General features: G+C 31.5%; 12 protein-coding genes. All 12 read right to left on the minus strand.

The genetic code is table 11. The features are described 5' to 3' along the window. Position 1: 1 nt before the first annotated feature. The 12 genes from infB to pyrH all read right to left on the minus strand — a co-directional run bounded on the left by infB (position 2) and on the right by pyrH (position 13,899). Entirely contained in the window at positions 2–1,855 is a 1,854-nt protein-coding gene (gene infB, locus ABGT36_RS07465; protein ID WP_087298475.1) for a translation initiation factor IF-2, read from the minus strand. Positions 1,856–1,859: 4 nt separating this feature from the next. Further along, on the minus strand, positions 1,860–2,177 hold the full coding sequence (locus ABGT36_RS07470) for a ribosomal L7Ae/L30e/S12e/Gadd45 family protein (RefSeq protein WP_239404197.1): 318 nt from the start codon (positions 2,175–2,177) through the stop codon (positions 1,860–1,862). Beyond that, positions 2,149–2,406 (minus strand): RNase P modulator RnpM, encoded by a 258-nt coding sequence (locus ABGT36_RS07475; RefSeq protein ID WP_087298473.1) that lies wholly within the window; start codon positions 2,404–2,406, stop codon positions 2,149–2,151. The genes ABGT36_RS07470 and ABGT36_RS07475 overlap by 29 nt, the downstream gene beginning before the upstream one ends. Positions 2,407–2,417: 11 nt before the next feature. Further along, positions 2,418–3,719 (minus strand): transcription termination factor NusA, encoded by a 1,302-nt coding sequence (gene nusA / locus ABGT36_RS07480; RefSeq protein WP_087298472.1) that lies wholly within the window; start codon positions 3,717–3,719, stop codon positions 2,418–2,420. A gap of 13 nt (positions 3,720–3,732) precedes the next feature. Continuing rightward, the gene (gene rimP / locus ABGT36_RS07485; protein ID WP_087298471.1) at positions 3,733–4,200 is read right to left on the minus strand and encodes a ribosome maturation factor RimP; all 468 of its coding nucleotides are present in this window, start codon (positions 4,198–4,200) and stop codon (positions 3,733–3,735) included. A 98-nt stretch (positions 4,201–4,298) separates the two neighbouring features. Beyond that, on the minus strand, positions 4,299–8,618 hold the full coding sequence (locus ABGT36_RS07490; protein WP_308697722.1) for a PolC-type DNA polymerase III: 4,320 nt from the start codon (positions 8,616–8,618) through the stop codon (positions 4,299–4,301). A gap of 66 nt (positions 8,619–8,684) precedes the next feature. Beyond that, complete coding sequence (locus ABGT36_RS07495) at positions 8,685–9,758, minus strand: RIP metalloprotease (RefSeq protein ID WP_087298469.1); 1,074 nt, start codon at positions 9,756–9,758, stop codon at positions 8,685–8,687. Next, on the minus strand, positions 9,758–10,909 hold the full coding sequence (locus ABGT36_RS07500) for a 1-deoxy-D-xylulose-5-phosphate reductoisomerase (protein ID WP_346677520.1): 1,152 nt from the start codon (positions 10,907–10,909) through the stop codon (positions 9,758–9,760). The genes ABGT36_RS07495 and ABGT36_RS07500 overlap by 1 nt, the downstream gene beginning before the upstream one ends. A gap of 1 nt (position 10,910) precedes the next feature. Next, the gene (locus tag ABGT36_RS07505; protein WP_087298467.1) at positions 10,911–11,693 is read right to left on the minus strand and encodes a phosphatidate cytidylyltransferase; all 783 of its coding nucleotides are present in this window, start codon (positions 11,691–11,693) and stop codon (positions 10,911–10,913) included. Further along, positions 11,693–12,445, minus strand: coding sequence for an isoprenyl transferase (locus tag ABGT36_RS07510; RefSeq protein ID WP_296884410.1), 753 nt, complete (start codon positions 12,443–12,445; stop codon positions 11,693–11,695). Before ABGT36_RS07510 ends, ABGT36_RS07505 begins: the two co-directional genes overlap by 1 nt. A 190-nt stretch (positions 12,446–12,635) precedes the next feature. After that, on the minus strand, positions 12,636–13,181 hold the full coding sequence (frr, locus tag ABGT36_RS07515; protein WP_087298465.1) for a ribosome recycling factor: 546 nt from the start codon (positions 13,179–13,181) through the stop codon (positions 12,636–12,638). 1 nt (position 13,182) lies between these two features. Continuing rightward, positions 13,183–13,899, minus strand: a complete 717-nt coding sequence (gene pyrH / locus ABGT36_RS07520; RefSeq protein ID WP_087298464.1) for a UMP kinase — start codon at positions 13,897–13,899, stop codon at positions 13,183–13,185. Positions 13,900–13,933: the final 34 nt, after the last annotated feature.

A 13,933-nucleotide genomic window follows, 5' to 3' on the forward strand; every position in this document is an offset into this window, starting at 1 on the left:
CCTACTTATTTTCTACTTCTTCCATAATATATCCTTCAACGATATCTCCTTCTTTGATATCATTGTAGTTTTCAATGCTTAATCCACATTCAAAACCTGATTGAACTTCTTTAACATCGTCTTGGAAACGTTTTAATGATGCTAATTTACCTTCATAAACAACAACACCATCACGAATTAAACGAACACCACAATTACGACGAATATAACCATCTGTTACATAACATCCAGCAATATTACCGATTTTAGAAATTCTAATTACCTGTCTAATTTCAGCTTGTCCAGTAATAACTTCTTGTACTTCAGGGGCAAGCATACCTTTCATTGCGGTTTCAATTTCTTCAACCATTTTATAAATAATGTTATGAAGTCTAATTTCAATACCTTCTTCTTCGGCTTTTTGTCGAACTTTTGCATTAGGACGAACATTGAAACCATAAATAATAGCATTAGATGCTGACGCTAATAAAACATCAGATTCTGAAATTCCACCAGCAGTTGAACGGATAACGTTTACTCTAACCCCTTCAACATCAATTTTTTCTAGTGAAGCTTTAACCGCTTCAGCAGTACCTTGAACGTCAGCTTTAACAATAATATTTAAATCGATAATTTCTCCTTCTTTAATTTGTGAGAATAAATCATCAAGTGATAAAGCTGCTCCAGTACTACGTTCTTTATCCTGTTTAGCACGTAAACGCGCTTCACCAACACTACGAGCTTGTTTTTCACTTTCAAAAACCATGAATTTATCACCAGCAACAGGAACATCATTTAATCCAGTGATTTCTACTGGAGTAGCTGGTAAAGCTTCTTTAATGATTTTACCACGATCATCTAACATTTGACGAACACGTCCATAACAAGTTCCAACAACAATTGGATCTCCAGCCCGTAAAGTACCATTAGAAACCAATAATGTTGCAACCGGTCCACGGCCTTTATCTAGTTTTCCCTCAACAACACTACCATATGCATAACGATTTGGATTAGCTTTTAAATCAGCTAATTCAGCTACAACTGTTAATGTTTCTAATAACTCATCAATACCGATTCCTTTTTTAGCAGAAATTTCGCAATAAACTGTATCTCCACCCCATTCTTCAGGTAAAAGACCTTGTTCAGCCATTTCTCCTTTAATTCTTTCTGGATCAGCACCTTCTTTATCAATTTTGTTGATTGCAACAACAATCGGTACATTTGCTGCCTTAGCATGGTCAATTGCTTCTTTAGTTTGTGGCATAACACCATCATCAGCAGCTACAACAATAATTACAATATCAGTAACTTGAGCTCCACGAGCACGCATTGCTGTAAACGCTTCGTGCCCTGGTGTATCTAAGAAGGTAACTTTTTTACCATTTACATCAACTTGATAAGCCCCAATATGTTGGGTAATACCACCAAATTCACCTTCAACAATTGCAGATTTTCTAATTGTATCTAGTAAAGTTGTTTTCCCATGGTCAACATGTCCCATAATAGTTACTACAGGACATCTTGGCACTAAATCTTTTTCATCATCTTGAACTTCTAATTCTTCAAAATTTACTTCACTTACTTCAACATGTTTTTCAGTATCAAAGCCATATTCTAAACAAATCAATTCGACTTGTTCATCTGTTAAAGAAGAGTTAATAGTAACCATCATTCCAAGTAAAAATAAAACTTTAATTACATTTGCAGGGGTTTGTCCAATTTTTTCTGCTAATTCACCAACTGTGATACCTTCTTCGTAAACGATAACACCATCTTTTACTTCTTTTTCATCTTTTTTAGTTGGAAAATTTGATTGTAATTGTTTCTTTTTTGGCGCACCCTTTTTATTTTTATTGTGTTTATTATGTTTTGCCATACATTCACCCTCCTATCTTTTCTTTAAATAATTTTGCAAATCCAGCATCCTGAATCCCAACAGCAACACGATTGTACTTACCAATGACTCTAGATAATTCTTGAATATTACTAGTAATAATATATTCCACATTATAACTAGTACATTTATCAACTAGCTTCTTTTTAGTATTAGCACTAGCATCTGTTGCAATAATTACTAAATGAACACGATTATTTCTAACCATCGTTATCAGCATTTCACCGGTAACAATTTTACGAGCTCTTGAAGCCAAACCTAAAATATTTAAAGCATTATTCATCGGCATATTTTTCCAATTCACTAAAAATTTCTTCAGGTATTTCTACTTGCAAAGCTCGAGCAAGTAGTTTTTTTTGTTTGGCTTTTTCAAAAGCAGCATGACTACGTTTTAAATAAGCACCACGACCATTCATTTTTCCAGTTGGATCTACAAATACTTCCCCTTCTTTATTACGAACAACTCTAATTAATTGTTGTTTTGGTAATTGTTCACCTGTCGCTAAACATTTTCTTAATGGGATTTTACGCATTCTACCACTCCTTATTTATCATCATAGTACTTATCGTATTCATCATAATCAATTTCTTCATCATACTTGCTGTATTCATCATCGTAGTCATCAAAATCATCATAATCATCATCATATGAATCAGTTACGACTTCATTTGTAGTTTCTTGAGGCTCAACGATTTCTTCTTCATGTGATTCTTCCATCATTTCTTGAGCAAATTCTTTTTCGAAATCATCATCTACTAAAGTTTCAGGTTCAGCTACTGTTTCAGGAAGATCAATTAAACCTAATTCTTTCGCTTCGCTAAGTGACTTAATATCAATTTTCCATCCTGTTAGTCTAACTGCTAAGCGAGCATTTTGACCACGTTTACCAATTGCCAATGAAAGCTGATCATCAGGTACAATTACTAAAGCACTATGTTTTTCTTCATCGATAGATACATGTTTAACTTCAGAAGGACTTAGTGCATTAGAGATAAAAACAACAGGATCGCTATTCCATAAAATAATATCGATCATTTCACCATTTAATTCATCGACAACATTTTTAACACGACTTCCTTTAGGACCTACACATGAACCAATTGGATCAATGTTTTCATTACTTGTATATACAGCCATTTTACTTCTTTCACCAGGTTCCCTAGAAACAGCTTTAATTTCTACAGTTCCATCATAAACTTCAGGAACTTCAAGTTCAAATAGTCTTTTAACAAAGTTTGGTTCAGTACGACTTACAACTATTTGAGTACCTTTAGTTCCACGGTCAACATCACTTACATATACTTTTAAATGTTGTCCTTCTACTAATTTTTCACCAGGAATTTGTTTATTTCCAGCTAAAAAAGCACCAGTTTTTCCAATATTAATAATTGCGAAATTTGGTTCGACACGATCAACAATTCCTGTGATGATATCGTCTTTTTTATCTGCAAATTCATTATATAATGTTTCTTTTTCTGTTTCACGAATTCTTTGTCTAAATAATTGTTTTGTTTGAATTGCTGCTAAACGACCAATATGTTCAACATCAGCTTCAGTTTCTACTACATCTCCAATTTGATATTTAGGATTAATAGCTTGTGCTTCTTCTAATGATAATTCAATATCTTCATCTTCTAAATCATCAACAACAGTTCTTAATTCAAACAATCTAAATTTACCTGTTTTTTCATTAATTTCTACACGGACATTTGCATCAGAACTTAAATAATTCTTTTTATATGCTTTTGCAATTGATTCTTTAAGCATATCTAAAAAGACTTCTTTTTCAATTCCTTTTTCTTCAATTAATAAATTTAATGCATCCATGAATTTTTTTCCTGCCACTTTTTATTTCCTCCTAAAATTTAACAGCCAGTCTTATAAATTTAATATTGTCATAGTCAATTTTAATACTCTTTTTAATATTCTTAACTAAATATTCAAATTCAATCGTTTTATCTTCAATTCCTTTAATATAACCTTCTACCTCATCCATTCCTGCCGTTGGATTGTAGAATTTTGCATAGACATATTTACCTATAGCTCCTGTTACTTGTTCAAATGTTTTTAATGGTTTTTCAATTCCAGGTGAAGAAACTTCTAAATAATATTCACCTTTAATTGGATCTGTTTCATCTAATTTTTCACTAATTGCTTCACTAACAGCAACACAAGTATCCATGTCTAATGATCCTAAGTTTTTTTCGACAAAAATACGTAAATACCATTCACCATTTTCTTGAACATATTCCATATCATCTAAATAAACATCATGTTCTTGTAAAATCGGTTCAATTATTGTTTTAATCTCTTGTAAAAGTTCCATCATCTCACCTCTATTCAATAATAAAGAGTGGGTTGCCCCACTCCGCTCCGTTATGAAACTACAATTATAATAACACACTTTTTTTATCAATGCAATATTTAAAAAAGTGAAAGCTGGTTTCTTTCCTGCATACCATCAAAAACACCCATTTTTGATAATGTTTTAATATGCGAGTTGTTTAATTTAGTTCTTTTTACCACATCTTCTTTAGATAAAAATGGACCATTTTTTCTAGCTTCAACAACAGTTGAAGCAACAGCATCACCTAAAGCATCAATAGCACTAAATGGTGGAATCAATCCTTTTTCATCATTTGGATCAAGAATAAATTTGTTAGCCTGTGAATACTCTAAACTAATTGGACTAAAATGATAGCCACGTTCGATCATTTCTAATGCAATTTCAAAAACATCCCATAGACCTTCATCTTTATTTGAAGCACTGTGTTCCTGGCGTAATTGCATAATTTCATTACGACGAGCCATGATCGCATCTTTACCTTTAATTAAAGTCTCAATTTCAAAGAAATCACAACGAGTTGAAAAATAAACAGCATAATATTCTCGAGGATAATACACTTTCCACCAGGCAACACGAATTGCCGATAATACATAAGCAACAGCGTGGGCTTTAGGGAACATGTATTTAATTTTTTTACAAGAATCAATATACCATTGAGGAACATTATGTTTTTTCATTAACTCTTCATATTGTTTTTCTGGGAAAACAGCTGGTGACTTACCTTTACGAACACATTCCATGATATCAAAAGCATCTTTATTTGGTAATCCTTTTTCAATTAAATATACCATGATATCATCACGACATCCAATTACTTCTGAAAGAGTACATGTTCCTGATTTAATAAGAGTTTCTGCATTTCCTAAGTAAACATCAGTTCCATGAGATAGACCTGAAATAATTACCAAGTCATTAAATGTTTTTGGTTTAGTTTGATCAAGCATCCCACGAACAAAAGTAGTACCAAATTCCGGTAAGCCTAAGGCCCCATTTTTACAACCAATAAAATCCAAATTACATCCTAATGCTTCACTGCTTGTAAATAAACTCATGACCTTTTTATCATTAGTAGGAATTGATTTAGGATCAACTCCAGTTAAATCCTGAAGCATTCTAATTACAGTTGGATCAACATGACCTAAAATATCAAATTTTAAGACATTATCATGAATAGCATGGAAGTCAAAGTGGGTTGTTCGCCAAGCTGCTGTTAAATCATCAGCTGGATATTGATAAGGTGTAAAATCAAAAACATCCATATCACCTGGAATTACAATTATCCCACCGGGATGTTGTCCCGTTGTTCTTTTAACACCACCGCAGCCAGCTGCTATTCGTTCTAATTCAGCTGATCGAATTGAATTTTCTTTACCCATCAACTCTGCATATCCTTTAGCATAACCATAAGCCGTTTTTTCAGCGACCGTAGAAATAGTCCCGGCTCTAAAGACATGATCTTCACCAAAAATTTCTTTAGTAAATGCATGAGCTTTAGCTTGATATTCACCTGAGAAGTTCAAATCAATATCCGGTACTTTATCAGCATTAAATCCTAAGAAAGTTTCAAAAGGAATATTATGACCTTCACCTTTCATGATTGCTCCACATTTTGGACAGGCTTTATCCTCTAAGTCGTAACCATCGCTGACAACACCTTCTTCTAAAAACTCACTATGACAGCAATTAGGACAAATATAATGAGGTGGTAAGGGATTAACCTCAGTAATTCCAGCCATCGTAGCCACAAACGAAGAACCTACAGACCCCCTCGATCCTACTAGATAGCCATCATCATTAGATTTTTTTACTAGTAAGTGAGAAATATAATAAATAACCCCGAATCCATGTTTAATAATATTACTTAATTCTTTTTCCAACCTTTTTTCAACTATTGATGGTAAAGGATTACCATACATTTGATGGGCTGTATCATAACAGATTTTCTTTAAATTATCATCAGCACCTGGAATTTTTGGTGTAAACAGTTTATCATGAACCGGTTTAATTTCTTCAACCATATCTGCAATTTTATTAGTATTAGTAACAACATATTCATAAACCTCATCTTGAGGTAGATATGGATAACATTCCATCATTTCATCTGTTGTTCTAAAATATTGACAAGGATTAGGCGCTTTTGGATCATGACGGTTACATAATGGATGAGCTCGATGTCCGATTCCAATCGTTGGATTAGAAATAAATACATCTCTAAATATCTTGTCTTTAGGATCCAAGAAATGCACGTCTCCAGTTGCAACAATTATTTTATTTAACTTTTTAGCACAATCAACTATTCGACAAAGCGATTTAATTAATTCATCTTTACTTTGTAATTTACCTCGATCAATTAAATGGTTATAATCATCAAGCGGTTGAATTTCGACATAGTCATAAAATTCCATTGCTTTTTGTAATTTATCATCAGATAGATTTAAAGCCGCTTCAAATACATCGCTATTATAACAGCTAGTACCAAACAATAAACCTTCACGGTAAAACTCTAAACGTTCTTTAGGAATTCTAGAACTTCCATGGAAATATACCGTATTTGATTCACTAACTAGTTTAAACATATTTTTTAACCCTTTTTTATTTAGAGCTAATGCTGTCATATGATATGGATAAACTATTTTATAAATATCATCACCTGTTAGTTCGCATAAGTCTAATAAATTATATTTACCACCTTGCATTATCTGATGTAACATCATTGTAAATACATCAGCTAATACCTGCGCATCATAATCAGCACGGTGAGCAACTTCATCATCATAATTAACACGATATAAACGACATACATTTCCTAAACGATATGATTTTAATGGCTTTAAAATTGCTCTTGCTAAAGCTAAGGAATCAATTACAGGATTTTTTATTTCAGGCATATTATTACGACGCAAATTTTCATTTAAAAAACCAATATCAAAACTTGCATTATGAGCAACTAAAATACAGTCATCAAAAAAATCGATTATTTCTGGTAATACTTCAGCAATTGTTCTTTCATTTTTAACCATATCATTTGTAATATTAGTTAAATTGCTGATTCTTGAAGAAATAGTTTTTTCTGGATTGATAAATGTTTGCATCCGATCAATTACTTCACCGTTTTTTATTTTAACTGCACCAAATTCAGTTATCCCATCATGGATAACTGAAAGTCCTGTTGTTTCTAAGTCAAAAGAAACATAAGTAGCATGTTCAATAGAAGTATCAATAGGATTATAGACAATATTTAATACTGGATCGATCATATTAAATTCAATTCCATATATCATTTTTATACCTGCTTTCCCTGCTGCGATTTGCGCTTCAGGAAAAGATTGAACATTTTCGTGATCAGTAATAGCAATTGCTTGATGTCCCCATTTAGCAGCAGTTTGAACATACTGACTAATAGTGCTTATACCATCCATAGTTGACATTTTAGAATGAGTATGTAACTCTACCCTTTTTACTTCAGCTTTATCTTGTCTAGAAGCAGGCCCTTTAATTATTTCTAAGTCTCTAGCCATCATTACAGTTTCTTTAGAATAACTATCAAAACGAACTTCACCGCGAACTTTAACCCATATACCGCCTTTACCAACTAATTTTAATTCTTCTAAAGTATTTTTAGAGTTATTTTCAAATCTTTTAACAATAATTGAATCAGTATAATCAGTGACCCATAAACTTTGTATATGTTTTCCTGATTTAATTTTAATTAAATCAGTTTTAAAAACATAACCAGTAATAACAATATTATTTTCCATTGTCTGGTTAGTAATTTCTTCAATACGTAAAGAAATTGCATTATTTTTTTGTCTTGAATTGTTTCGATAATAATTATTATCCTGGCTAACTGGTTTTGTTTTAACCTCTTTAGGTTTTTCAATTACTGGCAATTCTGGATTTTCCATTTCAGCCTGAATATTTTTAAAAGTATTATTATTTTCATCAATAAAATATTCACAGTTTTTATTAATACCAATTCTAGAAAACATTTTTGTTATTTGACTATTTAATTGTTTTAATTGTTCTAATTGGATTTCATTACAAGTTTCAATTTTAATTTTATTTTCTACTTTAATACTATCGATTGTTAAAGTGGCACAAACAGGATATTCTTGTTTTAATTGTTCTAAAACATAACCAATGTATAATGATAATTGTTCTTGATCATAGTTATCATCTTGATAAGTAAGATGATAACTAACTGGATATGGAAAATGCTCTCTATTTGTAATTAATAGTTGAAATTCACTAAAAGGTAACATATGTTCAAATGATAAATAAAAAATATAACTATTATCTTTAGCGACGACAACTTTATCAATTTTCCCATTCTTTAATTCATCGGTACTTTGTTCAATTTTTAAATTTTTTAACAGTATTAAAAATCTATCTTCCATTTAATCACCCTTATTTTCTTTCATAGCAATCATTATAACATAATAAAATGGGAAAATTAATTCCCATTATCCTAATATTCGCGAAACATCATTAATTGTTACATATATTAATAAAGCAAAAACTAACGCTAAACCAGCTAACTGTAAAGCATAGCGCAATTTTAGCGGTAATTCACGACCTATCATTTTTTCAACCAAAGCAAAAATTACCTGGCAGCCATCAAGACCTGGAATCGGTAATAAGTTAAAAATACCAACGTTAGTTGAAATCAATGCTAAAAAGATCAATAACTGACTTATCGAACCGGTCGCCGTTATTTGAGCAGTAGTTGAATAAATACCAGCTGGCCCCGATAATTGTCCAATCGTATTAGCTGTATCAGTAAATAATTGTCCTAAAGTAGTAAAAATCAATAGTGATAATGTCTTAAACTGATCAAAAGCATAATTTACCGCTTCAAAAAAGCTAAGTTGTCTTGTTCCTGAAATGACTCCTAATATAAACATTCCACTTTCTTCACTATATTGGGCATTAACCTGTTTTGTTAATGTTTTTGAATCACGAACTAATTCAACCTCGACAGTTACAGTTTTATCATCAGATTCAATTTTTCCCATTACCTCACGAATATCGTCATAAGAACCAATAATATATTCTTCACCATCATAAGCAATTTTAGTAATACGGTCTCCCGCTTCAATTCCAGCCATCATCGCAGGACCATTATCACTAACCGAACCAATTACAGGTGTATTGTCTTGAACTTCAATGAATGAATATACCCCAATTAGTATTACAATTGATAAGATAAAATTCATAAAAACTCCTGCTAAAAAAACAACAACTTTTTTCCAGCAGCTGATTCCATTAATTGTTCTTTCAAAAGGGACATCCTTAAATTCTTCTATTTCATTATCAGCTTCACCAGCCATTGAAACAAAACCACCAATAGGTAAAGCTCGAATTTCATATTCAGTTTCCCCTATTTTTTTAGAAAATAATTTAGGCCCCATTCCAATAGAAAATTCACTGCAATAAACTCCAAAAGATTTAGCAGTTATAAAATGTCCAAACTCGTGAATTAAAACGACAATTCCTAAAATTAAAATAAATACAATTATATTTATTAATGTCTGCATTAATCTTCTCCTATCTCTTTTAAAACAAAATTTCTAGCCCAGCTATCAACCTTAACTAACTGTTCTAATGTAGGATCACTAATTACCTGATGTGCTTTTAAAGCTTTTTCAACAAGTTCTTCAATTTGTAAAAACTCAATTTTGTTATTTCTAAATAATTCGTTAGCCATTTCATTAGCACCATTTAAAACACATGGCATGCTCCCGCCTGTTCTTCCAGCCTTGTAAGCTAGCGCTAAAGCTTTAAAACGATCTAAGTCTGGCTTTTTAAAAGTCAATGAAGCTATTTTAGCTAAATCTAAACTTTCCCCATTAACCAAAACATCACGATCAGGGTATGTCAAAGCGTATTGAATTGGTAAACGCATATCAGGATTACCTAGTTGTCCAATTACTGAAGTATCAACAAATTCTACCATTGAATGAATAATACTTTCAGGATGAATTAAAACATCAATTTGATCATATGATACATCAAATAACCATTTAGCTTCAATAACCTCTAAACCTTTATTGAATAACGTAGCACTATCAATTGTAATTTTCGCTCCCATTGACCAATTAGGATGGTTTAATGCTTCTTCAACAGTAACACCAATTAATTCATCACGTGATTTATCACGGAAACTGCCACCACTAGCCGTTAAAATTATTCTTTTTATCTGTTGGTGCTTTTCACCATTTAAAGATTGAAAAATTGCTGAATGTTCGCTATCTACTGGTAATAAACGAACATTGTTTTCTTTAACCAGTTTAGTAATTATATGCCCAGCAACTACTAATGTTTCCTTATTTGCAAGAGCAATATCTTTTTTTGCTTTAATTGCTTCAATAGTTGGCACTAGTCCAGCAAAACCAACAATTGCATTTAAAACAATATCAATTTGTGGTAAAGTTGCTATTTTTATCAGACCTTCTTGACCATAAGTTACTTTTAAATCAGGATATTTTTCTTGTAAATATTGAGCATCCTTTTTTTGAACAACGCAAACATACTCAACATCGATCATTTCAAGAATTTCTTCTACCCGTTTAATATTATAGCCTGCGGACATAGCAACAATTTTAAATTTATCTAAGTGATTTTTTACTACATCAACAGTTTGCATTCCTATTGATCCCGTAACTCCTAAAACTGTAATATTTTTCATTTTATAACCTCACCATAACTAAAAAGAAACTAAAAACCACACAATTAAATACTATACTATCAATACGATCTAAAATTCCACCATGTCCTGGTAATAAATTAGAATAATCTTTTACTCCAAAATGACGCTTAACAGCACTAAAAACTAAGTCACCAATTTGTCCTGTGATCGTTAAAACAAAGAATGCTGGAATTAAAATCATATTACTATCTAGATAACCTAAATAACTTGCATATCCTACAGATAATAAGGTACCCAAAACAATGCCACCAATTGATCCTTCAATAGTTTTTTTAGGTGAAAGTCGTGGTATTAATTTATGTTTACCAAAAAGCACTCCCGTGAAATAAGCTCCTGTATCACTACCATACGTTGCAAGAGCTAATAAAATAACATATTGAAAACCATATTGATTACGAATTACTAACATTGCATGTAAGCCAGCTGCAATTAATACTCCCATAGTAAAAATATAACCAGTTCTTTCAATTGTTAATGTTTCATCAAATATAGTAGCTGCAAATAAAGCAACCATGAATACTAAAATTCCATACGATGCAATAAATAAATCATTTAAATCAAAAATAAATCCATATAAGAAAAACAATAAAACAATTACATATAAATATATTTTTATCCGTGGTCGAGTACAAATATGTAACATTTCATATACTGATAAAGCTAAAACAACTCCTATTAAAGCTTTAAAATAATATCCTCCTAAAACCACACAAGGAATTGCGATAATCATTAAAACTATCGCAGTAATAATTCTCTGCTTCATTATTTTAAACCTCCAAAACGGCGATCTCGATTTTGATATAACCAGATTGCTTTTTTCAATTCTTCTTCATTAAAATCAGGCCAATAAACATCAGTAAATACAAATTCAGCATAAGCTAATTGCCATAGTAAAAAATTAGACAATCTTTGCTCTCCACTTGTTCTGACCATTAAATCAACATCTGGTAAATCCTTAGTCATTAATTCATGATTAAAGATATTTTCATCAATATTATCAATTGATAATTCATCATTTTTTACCTTCTGTGCTATTTTTTTAGTTGCCCATACAATTTCATCTCTACCACCATAAATAAACGCAAAACACAAAATAAGGCCAGTATTATGACTTGTTTTTTCAATCGCCTTATTAATAATATCTTGGGTTTCTTGAGGGGCCATTTCTAAATGACCGATAGTAGTAATTTTGACATTGTTTTCCATCAATTCTTTCATATAAGACTCGAAAAAATCTTTTGGTAATTTAAATATATATTGCACTTCCTGATTAGGACGAGCAAAATTTTCAGTCGAAAAAGCATAGACAGTCATTGCTTTAACTCCTAATTTATTGCAGCTTAATGCAATATCTCTAATTGTTTTAGTTCCCTCATGATGACCATAAGTACGAGGCATCTTTCTTTGCTTAGCCCAGCGCCCATTTCCATCCATGATAAAAGCAATGTGTCCAGGAATATTATTCATATCAAGATCTTGATAATTTATTTCATTATTCTTCTTTTTAAAAAACATCTACTAATCCTCCTGTATGACTCGTCGAGATTATACCACAAAATGCGGGTAAAAAAAAGTCTAAGCTAAATCATGAATACAACCAAACAATCTTATACAATTGATTTTAAACTATATTATTATAAAAATTTAAAATACAAACAATACCAAAAACAAAATAAAAAGGACGCTAAGCGTCCTAATTTATTTATTATACAGTCATAATATCTTTTTCTTTGTTTTTAGCAATTTCATCAATTTCTTTAACAAATTTATCAGTTAATTTTTGAACTCTTTCTTGACCATCTTTTACTTCATCTTCACGAGCATCAGTCTTTTTTATTTCATCATTAGCATCACGACGAATGTTACGAATAGATACTTTTGCATGTTCTGCAAATTTCCATACATTTTTAGCAAACTCACGACGTCTTTCTTCTGTTAATGCTGGCACCATAATTCTAATTAATTCACCATCATTTTGTGGTGTTAATCCTAATCCAGCTTCATAAATAGCATGTTCAATATCTTTAATACTAGATCTATCATAAGGTTTGATTACTAATTGACGACCTTCAACAACAGAAATACCAGCAATTTGATTAACTGGTGTTGGTGAACCATAATAATCTACCATAACACGATCTAACATATTAGGGTTAGCACGTCCAGTTCTAATTGTTGATAAATCACGTTGAAAAGCTTCAATTGCTTTTTTCATTCTTTCACTTGCATCTTCTAAGATTAAATCTATCATTTTATTTTCCTCCTGAAATTGTTGTTCCAATAACTTCGCCATTACATGCTTTAGCGATATTACCTTCTTCTTGCATATTAAATACACATAAATCAATATTATTATCTTTACATAATGTAATTGCTGTTTGATCCATAATCTTTAAATCTTTTTGTAATACATCAAAATAAGAAATTGAATCAAAACGTTTTGCATTAGGATCAACTTTAGGATCAGCTGAATATACACCATCAACACCATTTTTAGCCATTAAAATTACATCAGCATTGATTTCGGCTGCTCTTAAAGCTGCAGTTGTATCTGTTGTAAAAAATGGGCTTCCAGTTCCCGCACCAAAAATTACAATTCGTCCTTTTTCCAAATGACGGATAGCACGGCGGCGAATATAAGGTTCTGCAACTTGACGCATTTCAATTGCTGATAATAATCTTGTTGGAACTCCAATTGTTTCTAATGCATTTTGAACTGCTAAACCATTCATTACTGTTGCAAGCATTCCCATATAATCTGCACTAGAGCGGTCCATTCCCATATCGGCACCAGTTTTACCACGCCATAGGTTACCACCACCACAAACAATTGCGATTTCAACACCTAGTTCTTTAGCATCTTTAATTTGACGAGCAATGTCAGCTACAGTATGTGCATTAATACCTGTTTTATCATCTCCTGCTAAAGCTTCTCCACTTAATTTCAATAATACCCGATTATACTTCATATTAGTCTCCTTGTTTTAAATTTATAAAAAGATT

The organism is Erysipelatoclostridium sp. An173 (genome assembly GCF_963931465.1).
Taxonomy (GTDB): Bacteria; Bacillota_I; Bacilli_A; order Erysipelotrichales; family Coprobacillaceae; genus Thomasclavelia; species Thomasclavelia merdavium.